14 protein-coding genes are annotated in these 16,631 nt (G+C 61.8%); 12 read left to right on the forward strand and 2 right to left on the reverse strand.

All coding sequences use genetic code 11. The annotated features are described in order from the left end of the window. Positions 1-20 precede the first annotated feature (20 nt). The 5 genes from ahcY to PSOLE_RS00425 all read left to right on the forward strand — a co-directional run bounded on the left by ahcY (position 21) and on the right by PSOLE_RS00425 (position 6,708). The gene (ahcY, locus tag PSOLE_RS00405) at positions 21-1,415 is read left to right on the forward strand and encodes an adenosylhomocysteinase (protein WP_074855199.1); all 1,395 of its coding nucleotides are present in this window, start codon (positions 21-23) and stop codon (positions 1,413-1,415) included. A gap of 99 nt (positions 1,416-1,514) precedes the next feature. Continuing rightward, positions 1,515-2,360, forward strand: a complete 846-nt coding sequence (metF, locus tag PSOLE_RS00410; RefSeq protein WP_017678448.1) for a methylenetetrahydrofolate reductase [NAD(P)H] — start codon at positions 1,515-1,517, stop codon at positions 2,358-2,360. Positions 2,361-2,446: 86 nt separating this feature from the next. Beyond that, on the forward strand, positions 2,447-3,820 hold the full coding sequence (gene ppnN, locus PSOLE_RS00415) for a nucleotide 5'-monophosphate nucleosidase PpnN (RefSeq protein WP_017678447.1): 1,374 nt from the start codon (positions 2,447-2,449) through the stop codon (positions 3,818-3,820). Between the two features lie 52 nt (positions 3,821-3,872). Continuing rightward, positions 3,873-4,631, forward strand: a complete 759-nt coding sequence (locus tag PSOLE_RS00420; protein WP_074855198.1) for a substrate-binding periplasmic protein — start codon at positions 3,873-3,875, stop codon at positions 4,629-4,631. A gap of 187 nt (positions 4,632-4,818) precedes the next feature. Continuing rightward, positions 4,819-6,708: a DEAD/DEAH box helicase gene (locus PSOLE_RS00425; RefSeq protein WP_074855197.1), complete on the forward strand. Its 1,890-nt coding sequence runs from the start codon at positions 4,819-4,821 to the stop codon at positions 6,706-6,708. A 131-nt stretch (positions 6,709-6,839) separates the two neighbouring features. On the opposite strand, the gene PSOLE_RS00430 is transcribed toward PSOLE_RS00425, so the two are convergent. Both PSOLE_RS00430 and PSOLE_RS00435 read right to left on the reverse strand, forming a co-directional pair. Next, positions 6,840-7,415, reverse strand: coding sequence for a YceI family protein (locus tag PSOLE_RS00430; protein ID WP_074855196.1), 576 nt, complete (start codon positions 7,413-7,415; stop codon positions 6,840-6,842). Positions 7,416-7,473: 58 nt separating this feature from the next. Next, the gene (locus PSOLE_RS00435; protein WP_003458810.1) at positions 7,474-8,019 is read right to left on the reverse strand and encodes a cytochrome b; all 546 of its coding nucleotides are present in this window, start codon (positions 8,017-8,019) and stop codon (positions 7,474-7,476) included. A 256-nt stretch (positions 8,020-8,275) separates the two neighbouring features. Between PSOLE_RS00435 and PSOLE_RS00440 the strand changes: the two genes are divergently transcribed. The 7 genes from PSOLE_RS00440 (at position 8,276) to PSOLE_RS00470 (ending at position 16,617) form a co-directional block, all read left to right on the forward strand. After that, positions 8,276-9,679, forward strand: coding sequence for an adenosylmethionine--8-amino-7-oxononanoate transaminase (locus PSOLE_RS00440; protein ID WP_074855195.1), 1,404 nt, complete (start codon positions 8,276-8,278; stop codon positions 9,677-9,679). Positions 9,680-9,746: 67 nt separating this feature from the next. Further along, positions 9,747-10,472 carry a 16S rRNA (uracil(1498)-N(3))-methyltransferase gene (locus tag PSOLE_RS00445; RefSeq protein WP_074855194.1) on the forward strand — a complete coding sequence of 242 codons (726 nt, stop codon included), beginning with the start codon at positions 9,747-9,749 and terminating at the stop codon, positions 10,470-10,472. Between the two features lie 206 nt (positions 10,473-10,678). After that, positions 10,679-11,851: an alanine/glycine:cation symporter family protein gene (locus PSOLE_RS00450; protein WP_244597240.1), complete on the forward strand. Its 1,173-nt coding sequence runs from the start codon at positions 10,679-10,681 to the stop codon at positions 11,849-11,851. A gap of 320 nt (positions 11,852-12,171) precedes the next feature. Beyond that, positions 12,172-13,035, forward strand: a complete 864-nt coding sequence (locus PSOLE_RS24330; RefSeq protein ID WP_049885561.1) for a BRO-N domain-containing protein — start codon at positions 12,172-12,174, stop codon at positions 13,033-13,035. Beyond that, entirely contained in the window at positions 13,032-14,348 is a 1,317-nt protein-coding gene (locus PSOLE_RS00460; protein ID WP_031761058.1) for an ISL3 family transposase, read from the forward strand. The genes PSOLE_RS24330 and PSOLE_RS00460 overlap by 4 nt, the downstream gene beginning before the upstream one ends. Positions 14,349-14,614: 266 nt before the next feature. Next, positions 14,615-15,463: an IclR family transcriptional regulator gene (locus PSOLE_RS00465; RefSeq protein ID WP_084344046.1), complete on the forward strand. Its 849-nt coding sequence runs from the start codon at positions 14,615-14,617 to the stop codon at positions 15,461-15,463. A 203-nt stretch (positions 15,464-15,666) separates the two neighbouring features. After that, a complete protein-coding gene (locus tag PSOLE_RS00470; RefSeq protein WP_084344045.1) occupies positions 15,667-16,617 on the forward strand; it encodes an AraC family transcriptional regulator in 951 nt (316 codons plus the stop codon). Positions 16,618-16,631: the final 14 nt, after the last annotated feature.

Raw genomic sequence — 16,631 nt, forward strand, 5'->3', positions numbered from 1 at the left:
ACAACGAATGGAGAGCTTTCATGAGCGCTGCTTTTAACGATTTCAAAGTCGCCGACATTTCCCTGGCCGATTGGGGCCGCAAAGAGCTGATCATCGCCGAGTCCGAGATGCCGGCACTGATGGGCCTGCGCCGCAAGTACGCCGCCAGCCAACCGCTGAAAGGCGCGAAGATCCTCGGCTGCATCCACATGACCATCCAGACCGGCGTTCTGATCGAGACGCTCACCGCCCTGGGCGCCGAAGTACGCTGGTCCTCCTGCAACATCTTCTCCACCCAGGATCAGGCCGCTGCCGCCATCGCCGCTGCCGGCATTCCGGTGTTCGCCTGGAAAGGTGAAACCGAAGAAGAGTACGAGTGGTGCATCGAGCAGACCATCCTCAAGGACGGCAAGCCGTGGGACGCCAACATGGTGCTCGACGACGGCGGTGACCTGACCGAGATCCTGCACAAGAAATACCCGCAGATGCTCGAGCGCATCCACGGCGTCACCGAAGAGACCACCACCGGTGTGCACCGTCTGCTCGACATGCTCAAGGCCGGCACCCTGAAAGTCCCAGCGATCAACGTCAACGACGCGGTGACCAAGAGCAAGAATGACAACAAATACGGCTGCCGCCACAGCTTGAACGACGCGATCAAGCGCGGCACCGACCACCTGCTGTCGGGCAAGCAGGCGCTGGTCATCGGCTACGGTGACGTGGGCAAGGGTTCGGCGCAGTCGCTGCGTCAGGAAGGCATGATCGTCAAGGTTTCCGAGATCGATCCGATCTGCGCGATGCAGGCCTGCATGGACGGCTTCGAGCTGGTTTCGCCGTACAAGAACGGCATCAACGACGGCACCGAGGCCAGCGTCGACGCTGCTCTGCTGGGCAAGATCGACCTGATCGTCACCACCACCGGCAACGTCAATGTGTGCGACGCCGGCATGCTCAAGGCCCTGAAGAAGCGCGCCGTGGTGTGCAACATCGGTCACTTCGACAACGAGATCGACACCGCCTTCATGCGCAAGAACTGGGCGTGGGAAGAGGTCAAGCCGCAGGTGCACAAGATCCACCGCACCGGTGCCGGTACCTTCGATCCGACCAACGACGACTACCTGATCCTGCTGGCCGAAGGCCGTCTGGTGAACCTGGGCAACGCCACTGGTCACCCGAGCCGGATCATGGACGGCTCGTTCGCCAACCAGGTGCTGGCCCAGATCTTCCTGTTCGAGCAGAAGTTCGCCGATCTCTCCGCCGAGAAGAAGGCCGAGCGCCTGACCGTCGAAGTACTGCCGAAGAAGCTCGACGAAGAAGTGGCGCTGGAAATGGTCAAGGGCTTCGGCGGCGTGGTCACCCAGCTAACCAAGCAGCAGGCCGAGTACATCGGCGTGACCGTGGAAGGCCCGTTCAAGCCGGACGCTTACCGCTACTAATGCGTAGGGTGGGTAAGCCCCTGGCTTATCCACCGCCGACTTCCCGCAAGGTGGATGGAAAAACGCCATCCACCCTACGTCTCCAAGGCTAGAAACCCTATGAGCCAAGAACGCCGCTACAGCTTCGAGTTCTTCCCCACCAAGACCGAAGCCGGGCATGAAAAACTGATGGACGTGGCGCGCCAGCTGGCGACCTACAACCCCGATTTCTTCTCCTGCACTTACGGCGCCGGCGGTTCGACCCGCGACCGCACCCTCAACACCGTGCTGCAGCTCGATGGCGAGATCAAGGTGCCCACCGCCCCGCACCTGTCCTGCGTCGGTGACAGCAAGGCCGAACTGCGCGAGCTGCTGAACCTGTACAAGAATGCCGGCATCAAGCGCATCGTTGCCCTGCGTGGTGACCTGCCATCCGGCATGGGCATGGCCAGCGGCGAGCTGCGCTACGCCAATGAACTGGTCGAGTTCATTCGCACTGAAACCGGTGACCACTTCCATATCGAAATCGCCGCCTACCCGGAGATGCATCCGCAAGCGCGCAACTTCGAGGACGACATCGCCAACTTCGTGCGCAAGGCCAAGGCCGGCGCAGACAGCGCCATCACCCAATACTTCTTCAACGCCGACAGCTACTTCTACTTCGTCGAGCGCGTGCAGAAACTGGGCGTGGACATTCCGGTGGTGCCGGGCATCATGCCGATCACCAACTACAGCAAGCTGGCGCGCTTCTCCGACGCCTGCGGTGCGGAAATCCCACGCTGGGTACGCAAGCAACTGGAAGCCTACGGCGACGACGCCGACAGCATTCGCGTCTTCGGCGAACAGGTCATCACCGAGATGTGCGAACGCCTGCTGCAAGGCGGCGCGCCCGGTCTGCACTTCTACAGCATGAACCTGGCTGGCCCCAGCCTGGCCATCTGGAACAATCTCAAGCTGCCGCGTTAGCAGGCCGCTTACTCACAGGCTGCCCACCCTGGGCAGCCTGCTCGCTTCGCCCTCCCTCCCGCCTTGCCGCCGAAGGATCGCCCCTCATGCTCAAACGCACCAAGATCAACGCCTCAGTCAGCCCCAAGGGCAGCCTGGAAACCCTCTCGCAGCGCGAAGTTCAGCAACTGCGCGAAACCGGCTCCGGTAGCGTTTATCGCCTGTTTCGCCAGTGCGCACTGGCGATCCTCAACACCGGCTCGCACAGCGACAACGCCAAGACCATCCTCGAGGCCTACCCGGACTTCGAAGTGAAGATTCACCAGCAGGATCGCGGCATCCGCCTGGAGCTGATCAACGCGCCGGCCGACGCCTTCGTCGATGGCGAGATGATCGCCAGCACCCGCGAGATGCTGTTCAGCGCCCTGCGCGACATCGTCTACACGCAGAGTGAGCTGGAGAACAAACGCATCGACCTGGACAGCTCCGAAGGCATCACCGATTACGTTTTCCACCTGCTGCGCAACGCCCAGACCCTGCGCAGCGGCGTGGAGCCGAAGATGGTGGTGTGCTGGGGCGGCCACTCGATCAGCACCGAGGAATACAAGTACACCAAGAAGGTCGGCCACGAGCTCGGTCTACGCGGCCTGGACATCTGCACCGGCTGCGGCCCGGGTGTGATGAAGGGGCCGATGAAGGGTGCCACCATCAGCCACGCCAAGCAGCGCAACCTCAAAGGCCGCTACCTGGGCCTGACCGAACCCGGCATCATTGCCGCCGAAGCGCCGAATCCGATCGTCAACGAGCTGGTGATCCTGCCGGACATCGAGAAGCGCCTGGAAGCCTTCGTCCGCGTCGGCCACGGCATCATCATCTTCCCGGGCGGCGCCGGCACTGCCGAAGAGTTCCTCTACCTGCTGGGTATCCTCACCCACCCGGACAACCAGGACCTGCCCTTCCCGGTCATCCTTACCGGCCCGAAGAGCGCCGGGCCGTATCTGCAGCAGCTGCATGACTTCATTGGAGCGACCCTCGGTGAGGCCGCACAGCAGCGCTACCGCATGATCGTCAACGACCCGGCCGAAGTCGCCCGCGAGATGGCCGTCGGCATCAAGGCCGTGCGCCAGTTCCGCCGCGAGCGCAACGACGCCTTCCACTTCAACTGGCTGCTGAAGATCGACGAAAGCTTCCAGCACCCGTTCGAGCCGACCCACGAAGCCATGGCCAGCCTCAACCTCACCCGCGAGCAGCCGTTGCATCACCTGGCCGCCAACCTGCGCCGTGCGTTCTCCGGCATCGTCGCGGGCAACGTCAAGGAGAACGGCATCCGCCTGATCGAGGAGCACGGCCCCTACGAGATTCGCGGTGAAACCACCATCATGCGCCCGCTGGATCGCCTGCTGCAGGCCTTCGTCGAGCAGCACCGCATGAAGCTGCCGGGCGGCAGTGCCTATGAGCCCTGCTATCGGGTAGTCGACTGAAGCTGCGCAAGACGCACTTTCACGGCACCCGCAAAATCGCTAATCTGGCGCGATGCCATTATTCCAGCGCCAGATTATCGCCACTCTTTTACTGTGCTGTTGCGCCTTCGCCGCCCGCGGCGAAACGCTGCGCCTGGTCACGGATGCCTGGGCGCCCTACGTCTACGAGGAAGACGGCCAGGCCGCTGGCCTCGACTACGAGATCACCCGCGAGGTGCTGCAGCGCCTGGGGGTAAAGCTGGACCTGCAGTTCCTGCCGTGGAAGCGCTGCCTGCTGGAGCTGGAACTAGGCAATGCAGACGGCATTCTGGATATTTTCCATCTGCCCGAGCGCGAAACGAGCATGCTCTTCGTCGAAGAGCCGCTGAGTGACGTCGAACTCGTGCTGTTCTACGCACGTAACCGCCCCTACCCCTATGAGAGCCTGAAAGACCTGCGCGACCTGGTGATCGGCATCTCGCCAGGCTACTGGTACAACGACGAAACCTTCCGCAACTCACCCTTGTTCAGTCGCGAAGAGGCTCCGACTCACGAGGCCAATCTGGGCAAGCTGATCCGCCACCGCGTCGATCTGGTCATCAATGACCGTCGCGCCGGCCTCTATCTGACCACCCAGATGGGCTTGCAACAGCAGGTCGACTACAACCGCAAGGCGGTCGGCCACGACCGTCTATACCTCGCGCTGCGTCACGACCCTGCCCTGGCTAGCCTGGCCAGGGACTTCGCTGACGAACTGCGCCGCTTCAAGCGCGAACCTGCCTATGCCCAGCTGCAGCAGCGCTACGCCAACCCCGATCGACTCAGGCCGTGAACCAACCGACAGGCTGGTAGCTGCGCAAGGCCTCAGCTCTGTTATACTCGGGGCTTCCCGCCAGGCTTGCGCCCGGATGCTAGCTCCCAGAAGCCAGCAGTACCGGACGGGATCACGCCCCCCACGTGTGATTCAAGCCAGGCTCTACACCCCCAGGGCCACGCCCTCACTTAGTACAGGATTGCTCATGTCCTTTGCCTCCCTCGGTCTCTCCGAGGCTTTAGTCCGTGCGGTCGAAGCCGCCGGCTACACCCAGCCCACTCCGGTGCAACAGCGGGCCATTCCCGCCGTGTTGCAAGGTCGCGATCTCATGGTGGCGGCCCAGACGGGTACAGGTAAGACGGGCGGTTTCGCCCTGCCGATCCTCGAACGCCTGTTTCCGGGCGGTCATCCGGATCGCGAACAACGTCACGGCCCGAAACAACCGCGCGTGCTGGTGCTGACACCCACCCGCGAACTGGCCGCCCAGGTGCATGACAGCTTCAAGGTCTATGCCCGCGATTTGAAATTTGTCAGCGCCTGCATCTTCGGCGGCGTTGGCATGAACCCGCAGGTCCAGGCCCTGGCCAAGGGCGTGGACGTGCTCGTGGCCTGCCCCGGGCGCCTGCTCGACCTGGCCAACCAGAAGGCCATCGACCTGTCGCACGTGGAAATTCTCGTCCTCGACGAAGCCGACCGCATGCTCGACATGGGCTTCATCCACGACGTGAAGAAGGTGCTGGCCAAGCTGCCGGCGCAGCGCCAGAACCTGCTGTTCTCGGCGACCTTCTCCAAGGACATCACCGACCTGGCCGGCAAGCTGCTGCGCAACCCCGAGCGCATCGAGGTGACGCCGCCGAACACCACGGTCGAGCGCATCGAACAGCGCGTGTTCCACCTGGCCTCCAGCCACAAGCGCGCCCTGCTCGCCCACCTGATCACCCAGGGCGCCTGGGAACAGGTGCTGGTGTTCACTCGCACCAAGCACGGCGCCAACCGCCTCGCCGAATACCTCGATAAGCACGGCCTGCCGGCCGTCGCGATCCACGGCAACAAGAGCCAGAACGCGCGCACCAAGGCCCTGGCCGACTTCAAGGCGAACCAGGTGCGCATCCTGGTGGCCACCGATATCGCCGCCCGCGGCCTGGATATCGACCAACTGCCGCACGTGGTCAACTTCGAGTTGCCCAACGTCGAGGAAGATTACGTGCACCGCATCGGCCGCACCGGCCGCGCCGGGCGTAGCGGCGAGGCGATCTCGCTGGTGGCGCCGGACGAAGAGAAGCTGCTCAAGAGCATCGAGCGGATGACCAAGCAAAAGATCCCCGATGGCGATCTGCTGGGATTCGATGCCAGCACCGTGGAAGCGGAACGTCCGGAAGTGCGCGAACCACGTCAGCCGCGCAATGCCGGGCCGAAAAAGGCCAAAGCCGAAGGCGCCGACAAGCCCCAGCGCGAGCGCAACAACGGTGGTCGTCGAGACAAGGGCAAGGACAGCGGCAAGGAGCAGAAAGCCAAGCCGCAGCAGCAGGGTCAGGGTCAGGGTCAGGGTCAGAATCGCCGTGGTCAGCAACCGCGCAACCAGAGCCGTGGCGCCGCCCCGGCCATTCCACCCTTGCCTCCGGACCGCGACCCGGAAGAGTTCCTCGACGACGAAATCGATAATTTTGGCAACCGTGCCGATTACGTACCGGTGCAGAACAAGCCGCAAGGTCGCGGCCGTCGTTCAGGCGGTGGGTCGGCTGGCAATGGCGCTGCTCAGGGCCAAGGCCAGAGAGCCAACAGCAACAACAGGCAGCCCCGCAGCAACGCTGGCGCCCCCCCCGCTAAGAATCGTGGCCAGGGTGGTCAGGGCCGTAACGGCGGTGGCGGTGGCCGCGGCCGACCGGCGGACGGTCGCATCACCTCGCTGGATCGCGACGAGCTGCCACGCGCCGAAGCGGCCGTGCGCAACCCGCGCGAAAAGCAGCCGATCATCGTGCACAAGGGCTCTCGCCTGGATCGTTTCCCCAGCGCCGAGCAGCTCGACGAGTTGAGCAACAGCACTCGTCCACGCAGCGAGAAGCCGGCGCTGCTGACGCGTAACCGCGAAGAGTAAGCTGCCGCGCTAACGAAAACGCCACCCCATGGGGTGGCGTTTTTGTTGCTGCCGACAGAGTTAGGATAAACGGCTAAATAGCCCTCTCCCGCCCTACGGGCGAATCAGCTGGCCGCAAGCGGCCGTCTTCTTTACTGACGAATGCCTTCTACGGAAATGATCAGCTCGACGGTTTGCGAAGCCGGGCCGAGATCCATGGAAATGTCGAAGTCCTTCAGCGTCAGGGTAGTGCTGCCTTCGAAGCCAGCGCGGTAGCCACCCCACGGATCCTTGCCTTCGCCAATGAACTTGGCAGCGATCACCACCGGCTTGGTCACGCCGTTCAGGGTCAGGTTGCCGGTCACGTCGGCAGTGCCTTCGCCAGTGGACTTGACCGAAGTGGATTCGAAGGTGGCAGTAGCGTGCTTGCTCGCATTGAGGAAGTCGGCGCTGCGGATGTGCTTGTCACGTTCGGCATGGTTGGTGTCGACGCTGGCGGTCTTCAGGGTCACGTTGACCTTGCTCGCCTCGGGGTTGGCAGCGTCATAGCTGAACGTACCGTCGAAATCCTTGAAGGTGCCGTACAGCCAGCTGTAGCCCAGGTGGCTGATCTTGAAGTTGACGAAGGCATGCTGGCCTTGCTTGTCGATGGCGTAGTCGGCGGCCATGGCCTGGCCGCCCATCAGGGCCGAGCCCAGAACCAGTGCAGCGAGAGCGTTCTTCAACATGGGGTGTTCTCCTTGCGAGGTTGTCGATCTAGATGGGCCTTGGCCCGATTTGAATGCTTCAGCGCCCGAACATCCGCAGCAGGGTGCTGTCGCGGTCGATGAAATGATGCTTGAGTGCAGCCATGCCATGCAGGCCAGCGAAAATCACCAGGCCCCAGGCCAGGTATTCGTGAATGGCTCCGGCAATGTCTTCCTGTTGCGTGATACCGGTCAGGGTGGCCGGCACACTGAACAGGCCAAACACCTCGATGCCACGGCCATCGGCGGTGGAAATCAGGTAACCGGAAATCATCACACCGAAAAGGCCAAGATAGAGGACGCCATGACCCAGCTTGGAAGCCAGGCGCGTGAGCCGGCCATGGCTGGCAAGCGGCGCGGGCGCCGGGTTGAGCAAACGCCACAGCACGCGCAGAAGCATGACGGCGAACAACAGGATGCCGATGCTCTTGTGCAGGTCAGGTGCACTCTGGCGCCACGGGTCGTAGTAGCTGAGCCCCACCATCCAGAAGCCGAGGCCAAACAGGCCAAAGACGACCAGCGCGACCGACCAGTGCAGCAGCACGCTGACCAGGCCATAACGAGCAGAGGTATTGCGCCATTGCATGGTGGCTTCCCTAATCCAGATCCGAGCAAGACTAACGACAAATATATTGATTTAAAGCGGAAAATTTCGCTATGAAATATCGAGAAATGCGATGTTTCATTTCGACTTCCTTGCGCTGACCAGTTTAGTTCAACGCGCTCGTTGCAGAGTTCATCGGCAGCAGAACGGACGGTGCATGGCACCAGACCAGCGGCAGCGAGCACGCCTCACTGGTGGCTTCTGGTAGGCTGTGCCGCCGAACCCTGGGAGATTTCGCATGAGCCTGAACGACCACTGGATGCAACGCGACCTCGACGTGTTGTGGCACCCCTGCACCCAGATGAAGGATCACGAGCGCCTGCCACTGGTGGCGATTCGCAAGGCCTCAGGCGTATGGCTGGAGGACTTCGACGGCAAGCGCTACCTGGACGCGGTCAGCTCCTGGTGGGTCAATGTCTTCGGCCACGCCAACCCGCGCATCAACGCGCGCATTCGCGATCAGTTGGATAGTCTCGAGCACGTGATGCTCGCCGGTTTTACCCACCAACCGGTCATCGAGCTGTCCGAGCGCCTGGTGCAGATCACCCCGGCCGGCCTGACCAAGGTGTTCTACGCCGACAACGGTTCCTCAGGCATCGAAGTGGCGCTGAAGATGAGCTTTCACTACTGGCTCAACAGCGGCCAGGCAAGCAAGAAGCGCTTCATCACCCTGAGCAACAGCTATCACGGCGAAACGGTCGCAGCGATGTCGGTGGGCGACGTGTCGCTGTTCACCGACACCTACAAGCCCCTGCTGCTCGACACTATCAAGGTGCCCAGCCCGGACTGCTACCTGCGTCCCGAAGGCGTGAGCTGGGAGGAACACTCGCGCCTCATGTTCGCCCATATGCAACAGACCCTGGCCGAGCATCATCATGAGGTCGCAGCAGTGATCGTCGAGCCGCTGATCCAGGGGGCCGGCGGCATGCGCATGTACCACCCGATCTACCTCAAGCTTTTGCGCGAGGCCTGCGACCGCTATGGCGTGCACCTGATCCATGACGAGATTGCTGTCGGCTTCGGCCGCACCGGCACGATGTTCGCCTGCGAACAGGCCGGCATCACCCCGGACTTTCTGGTGCTATCCAAGGCACTGACCGGTGGTTACCTGCCGATGGCTGCGGTGCTGACCACCGATCAGGTGTACAGCGCCTTCTACGACGACTACGCCACGCTGCGCGCCTTTCTCCACTCGCACACCTACACCGGCAACCCGCTGGCCTGCGCCGCCGCGCTGGCGACGCTGGACATCTTCCGTGACGACGATGTGATCGAACGCAACAAGGCCCTGGCGGCGCGTATGGCCAGCGCCACTGCGCACCTGGCCGATCACCCGCATGTCGCCGAAGTGCGCCAGACCGGCATGGCTCTGGCCATCGAGATGGTGCAGGACAAGGCCAGCAAGGCAGCCTACCCCTGGCAGGAGCGGCGCGGCCTGCACGTCTACCAGCACGCACTGGAGCGCGGCGCGCTGCTGCGCCCACTGGGTAGCGTGGTGTATTTCCTGCCGCCCTATGTCATCACACCCGAGGAGATCGATTTCCTCGCCGAGGTGGCCAGCGAGGGCATCGATATCGCCACCCGAGAGTCAATCAGCGTGGCAGTGGACAACCGTTACCCCGATCATCGCGATCCGGGCTGACTCAGGAGCGGTGCGCACAGCGCACCCTACAGCTAGAATTCGCGCCTCTGCTCAAGGTTGATACGTCATGCGCCTGTCCCGCTTCTTTATCGATGCCCCGCTCTCCCTCGGTCAACACGACTTGCCCGAAGCGCAGGCCCATTACATTGGCCGCGTGCTGCGCCATGCGGTGGGCGATGCCGTGCAGCTGTTCGACGGCAGCGGCCACGAATACCTCGGTGAGCTGATCGAGGTGGGCAAGAAAAGTGTGCGTGTCGAGCTGCGCGAGTCTATCGCCGGGCTGAGCGAATCGCCGCTGCGCATCCATCTGGGCCAGGGCCTGTCGCGTGGCGAGCGCATGGACTGGGCGATCCAGAAAGCCACCGAGCTGGGCGCCAGCGAAATCACCCCGATCGTCTCCGCGCGCTGCGAGGTACGCCTGAAGGACGAGCGCGCCGACAAGCGCATGACCCATTGGCGTCAGGTGGCGATCAGCGCCTGCGAGCAGTGTGGCCGCTCGGTATTGCCGGTGATCAACCCGCCGCAGGAGCTGGACACCTGGTTGCAGCAGATCGAAGCCGATCTGAAGCTGGTGCTGCACCCGGTTGCAGCCCCCCTGCAAAGCCACGACAAACCGAATAGCCTGGCCTTTCTCATCGGCCCTGAAGGCGGTTTGAGCGATGCCGAAGTCGACCAGGCCAAGGCCGCAGGCTTCCACTCCGCCCGTCTGGGCCCACGCGTCCTGCGCACGGAAACGGCCCCCGTGGTGGCCTTGAGCGTTGCCCAACAACTCTGGGGCGACCTGCAGGCGTAAAATGTCGCCTGAGCGTAACAAAATGTGATTTCAAGAGATTGCAAGTTCGACAGTCTTTGTCATGCTCTTCGCGCCGCATGCGCGGGCCGCTCACCAGCGAACTGCGCACGGCCGAGGCCGACGCCCGTTAGCGTCGGTTCTCTTCCAATAACAAACAACGGGCCTCGGCACCGCCCAAAAAGCGGCCGCATGCCCAGGAGCATTGCATGAACGAACTGGTCTCGACCCTAAACGGTCTGATCTGGAGCCCGGCGCTGATCTTTCTATGTCTCGGCGTTGGTCTCTACTTCTCCCTGCGCGGCCGCTTCCTCCAGGTTCGCCACTTCAAAGAAATGATTCGCCTGATGTTCACCGGCAAGACCGATGAGCATGGCATCACCTCCTTCCAGGCCCTGACCATGACCCTCGCCGGTCGCGTCGGTACCGGCAACATTGCTGGTGTGGCCACTGCGATCACCTTCGGTGGTCCGGGTGCCGTGTTCTGGATGTGGATGGTCGCCTTCCTCGGCGCCAGCTCGGCATTCGTCGAGTCCACCCTCGGTCAGGTGTACAAGGAAAAGCTCAACGGTGAATACCGCGGCGGCCCGGCCTTCTACATCGAGCGCGGCCTGGGTCTGAAGTGGTACGCCTGGCTGTTCGCAATCGTTACCGTGTTCGCCTGCGGCCTGTTGCTGCCAGGCGTACAGGCCAACTCCATCGCCTCCAGCGTAGAAACCGCACTGGGTATCCACCCGAACACCACCGCCGCCATTCTGGCCATCATGCTGGGCCTGATCATTTTCGGTGGTGTGAAGCGCATTGCCCGCTTCGCCGAGTTCGTGGTGCCGTTTATGGCACTGGGCTACATCCTGGTGGCCTGCGTCATCGTTCTGCTGAACATAGAGAAACTGCCGGAAGTGATATCACTGATTCTGCGCAGCGCCTTCGGTCTGGATGCCGGTTTCGGCGCCATCATCGGTATGGCGATCATGTGGGGGGTCAAACGCGGCGTTTACTCCAACGAAGCCGGTCAGGGTACTGGCCCGCACGCTTCGTCTGCTGCTGCGGTCAGCCACCCGGTCAAGCAAGGCCTGGTGCAGGGTTTCTCGGTCTATATCGACACCCTGTTCGTCTGCTCCGCCACCGCCTTCATGCTGCTGATCACCGGTCAGTACAACGTCCAGGCGCCTGATGGCAGCGCGATGTTCACCGGTATCGCCGGGGTGGCTGCAGGTCCGGGCTACGTACAGACCGCGATGGAAAACATCATGCCCGGCTTCGGTAACATCTTCGTTGCCGTCGCCCTGTTCTTCTTCGCCTTCACCACCATCGTGGCGTACTACTACATCGCAGAAACCAACATCGCCTACATTAACCGGGTATTCGGGAAAGGTTGTTGATTGAGCCTCACCCGTAGGGGGCTACAAATCGTTTTTGCATACGGGAAATCTTGTTGACACACCGCCTTGGTCGGGATACCTTCCTCCCGTCGCTGTAAGTCCAGCGGCCTGGGATTGGCGTCCCGGATTCAGAGGCGGACACAACCGCCGTTTTCGAGCGGTTTTTTTGTGCCCGCGGCATGGCTGCACCCGTTATGGGCGGGCCGTGCGTGGGGGTCGAAAGACCCGCCGGCCCTCTGACCGGTACGCCAACCCGCACGGTTCCGCTCACCCAAATTGGCGTTTGGGCGCGGAGGTCAAGCCTTCAGAGGGAAACTGCCATGCAATCGCTCACCTTCAACAACACCCAATTCGACATCGTTGATCGCAACGGCAATCCGTGGGTAAGGGCAAACCAGATCGGTTTGGCCTTGGAGTACAAGAACCCAGAGCTGTCGATTGCCAAGCTCTACCGCAGCAACGCCGAAGAGTTCAGCGACAAGATGACCGCCCTGATCGAGATGCCCACCAAAGGCGGCGTCCAGCAGGTTCGCATCTTCTCCCTGCGCGGCGCGCATCTGCTGGCTATGTTCGCCCGTACCAAGGTTGCCAAAGAGTTCCGTCACTGGGTGCTCGATGTCCTGGAAGGTGTGGCTGAGGTTCCTTCCCCCGCCAAAGAGAAGCGCGCCCCCAAGGCCCTGCCCAACGGCCTCTCCATCGACCAGCAGGACGCCATCAAGGCGCTGGTGAAAGCCCGCGTCGAGGCGCTGCCGAAGGAGAAGCAGGCCAAGGCCGCAGTGACCTGCTGGAGCGCCCTCAAGTCCAAGTTCGGCTGCTCGTACAAGAAGATCGAGTCCGACCAGTTCGCAGAGGCTGTCGGCCTGGTGGCGCGCATCGAGCTGGAGGGCGAGTGGCTGCCGAAGGCGAAAGAGGACGAGTTCGTGCTCGGCTTCTACGAAGCTCAGGAGGTCTGCCACCTGGTGCATCACGCCATCTGGTGTGTCTACCGCTGGGACAGCGGTATCGCCGCCGGCGTGAAGGCGATGAACTACCCCGTCTGGCTCAGCGCCTTCGAGCACTTCCAGGAGGCGAGCCGCTCCGCGCGCAGGATCGAGCGCCTGATGCCGGAGTTGATTGGCTACTTCCGCCAGAAGAATGGCGGCCTGCTCCCGGAGCAGTGCGCAGCAAAAGGAATCGTCGCATGACTCCCCCAAACAGCCTACTGCACCCCTTGAAGGCCCAAGTCCTGGGCTTTCAAGAGGATGAGCACGACTACCACTTCCAGGTGGAGTACCCAGACCCCGACGCCTGCCACACCTGCGGTACGGTCGGCCAGCTGGTGCGCTTCGGCAAGAAGCAGGTGAAGTTCCGCGACGTGCCGATGCACGGCAAGCGCGTGTCGCTGTGGGTGATCCGGCGCCGGTTCCAGTGCAAGTCATGCAACAGCACGTTCACACCGCCCATCTACGAGATGGCGGAGGATCACCGGATGACCCGGCGATGCTACGACTACATCATCAAGCGCTCGCTGAGCGGCACCAACGCCAAGGTTGCCCAGGACATCGGGTTCGATGAGTCGGTAGTGCGGGCTGTGATCAAGTCGCACTGCGACATGAAGGCCATCGGCTACAGGCCAACCCTACCGCGCGTTCTCGGCATCGACGAGCTGTACCTGAACCGGCAGTTCCGCTGTGTGCTGACCGACATCGAGCGGGGCACCATCCTCGACATTCTGGAGTCGCGGCAGTATCCGGTGCTTTACAACTACCTGGCCAACATGCAAGGCCGGGAGAACGTCCAGATCGTCTGCCAGGACATGTGGAAGCCCTACCGCGACGTGGCCTCGCAGTTGTTCCCCAAGGCCGCCATCGTGGTGGATCGGTTCCACATCCAGCGCATGGCCAACGAGGCGATGGAGACGCTGCGCAAGGGGCTCAAGAAGGAGCTGACCCAGCACCAGCGCCGACAGCTCAAGGGCGACCGGAAGATGATGCTGATGCGGCGCCGTGACCTGAACCCGATGCAGGAGCTGATCATCCATACCTGGTTGGATCAGTTCCCCGAGCTGGGCATGGCCTACAAGCTCAAGGAGGCGTTCTTCGACATCTGGGAGGCCACAACCGAGGCTGAGGCAAGGGCGCGCTACCAGGAGTGGCTGAACGCGATTCCAGAGGGGCACAAGTCCCACTGGAAGCCGCTGATTACCTCGATGACGAACTGGGAGCGGGAGATCTTCTCGTACTTCGGCCCAGCCCAGCGCAACACCAACGCCTTCACCGAGTCGATCAACCGGCAGATGCGCGACCTGAACAGGGACGCCAGGGGCATGTCGTTCGAGATGTTCCGGGCCAAGACGCTGTTCAGCCTGGAGCACAAGGTGAGCATGCCCAAGCCGAAGCGGGAGTCACCTTTCGTTGGCTACGCACGCCCCATGGAGCGGGTCATGTACAGCATCCCGATCTACGACCACGGCGTTTCCATCGAGGCCGTTCTCAAGGCCATCCAGGGCGCCCAGTAGGGCGTCCATCAACACGACCACCCATTTCAGCTAGCGGTGTTCGGGAAGTCCTCTAACAACAGGATTTCCCGAATACCCTTTTTTTGTTCTGAAAAAACCCTCGCTAGAATTTTGGCGGGGTTTCCTCACTGTTTTTCCTTTTACTGCGTCACCGCGTGAATTGTCCGTCGGACGAGATCTTCTTGGCCGTCCGGTGTGTTTGTTGCGATTATCGGGCATCATTTCGATAATCGGCCGCAATCGTGCCGTCTAAAACGGAGTCATCGATGACTGAAGAACGTCAGACCACCACGTTCCTGGCACCTCCGCCTTATGTGTCCCCGGCAAAACGTATTGAAGAGTTTGCGGGCGACCCTAACTTCATGAGTTCGCTCGCCCGGGGGCTGGCAGTGATCACGGCGTTCCAGGAGCGCAAGCGTCATCTGACCATTGCCCAGATCAGTCATCGCACCGGTATTCCGCGTGCTGCGGTACGTCGCTGCCTGTACACCCTCATCCAACTGGGCTATGCGAGCTCGGATGGGCGTACCTACTCACTGCTGCCGAAGGTGCTGACCCTGGGCCATGCCTATTTGTCATCCACGCCGTTGGCCGTTTCCGCCCAGCCTTACCTGGATCGCCTGACCGAGCAATTGCACGAGGCCTGCAGCCTGGCCACGCTGGAGGGCGAACAGGTGTTGTATATCGCACGCTCGGCGGTGCCTCAGCGGTTGATTTCCATCGACTTGAGTGTGGGCAGCCGTTTGCCGGCCTATTGCACGTCGATGGGGCGGATCATGTTGGCGGCCATGGATGACGCCAGCCTGCAGGATTATCTGGCCACCGCCGAACTTCAGCCCAAGACCAGTCGCACGTTGCACACACCCGAACAGCTCTGGGAATGCTTGCAGCAGATCCGTGCTCAGGGCTGGTGCATTGTCGATCAGGAATTGGAGCAAGGCCTGCGCTCTTTGGCTGTGCCCGTGCGCGATTCCAGCGGTCACGTACTGGCGGCCATGAACGTCAGTACGCACGCCGGGCGCGTACCTCTTGCCGAGCTTGAGCAGCGATACCTGCCAATCATGTTGACCACCAGCCGGGAGTTGAGCGAGCAGCTTTTCGCGACCTTGGGTTGAGTCTTTCGGGCGGTAATCGCCCATTTTCGCCTGGAGACAGTTGCTTGTTTTCCTGAGCGATACATGCTGTTCAAGCAGGGCTCGTTCTTTAGTATGCCCTGCGTGATCCCGAGCGCCTGCCTGCCTAGACTCGGTATGTCGCTATCTAGCGATATAGAGGGCCGTAAGACCTTCAAAACAACTATAAGAAACAGGTATACACAATGCTCCTGCATGAAAAAAGCGCCGTGTTCGAGCGTGCAGACCCTTATGCCGTCTCGGATTATGTCAATCAGCATCTCGGCATTCATTGCATACACATGCCTAAGAATCGGCACTCCGCAGCCAGTCTTAGTCATCGCAAGTTTGCCAGCCTGGACCTGTGCCGGATCCGCTATGGCGGCCAGGCGCAGATTACCTCCCCAGCATTGCAAAGCGTCTATCACCTGCAGGTTCAGCTCAAGGGCCGTAGCCTGTGGTTTGACCGTGGCGTTGAGCAGCAATTGCAGCCCGGCGATCTACTGATGATCAACCCGGACGATCCCGTCGATCTGACCTATGCCGACGATTGTGAAAAACTGATCATCAAACTGCCCACCCGCCTGCTGGAAGCCTGCTGCGAGGAGCAGCGCTGGAGCCTGCCCAAGGAAGGTGTGCGCTTCACCCGCACGCTGCAGCGGCTGGAGCATCTCCAGGATTTCATGCGGCTGGTGGACCTGATTTGCCTGGAATCCGAGTCGGATGAAAGCGGGCTGCAAACCCAGCATCACTACACGCGCATCGTGGCCAACAAGCTGCTGACCAAGGTGCCCAACAATATCCGCCGCGATGCGCCGCCCCAGCATGCCGTGCCGTTCGAGCTGCTGATCCAGTACATCGACGAGCATCTCAAGAACGAGCCCAGCATCGAGCAGCTGGCCGCCCTGGCGCAGGTCAGCCAGCGTTCGCTGTATGCGCTGTTCGAGCGCCACCTGAACTGCACGCCCAAACAGTATGTGCGTGATCGCAAGCTGGACCGCGTGCATGCCTGCCTGAGCGACCCGTCCTGCCATGTGCGCAGCGTGACGGAGATCGCGCTGGATTACGGCTTCATGCACCTGAGCAGATTTTCCGAGAACTACAAGGCTCGCTTTGGCGAGCTGCCTTCCGAGACTTTCCGGCGTCAAAGCCACTAGGGTTTTCCACGGCC

The sequence above is a fragment of the Pseudomonas oleovorans subsp. oleovorans genome, from assembly GCF_002197815.1.
Classification (GTDB): domain Bacteria; phylum Pseudomonadota; class Gammaproteobacteria; order Pseudomonadales; family Pseudomonadaceae; genus Aquipseudomonas; species Aquipseudomonas oleovorans.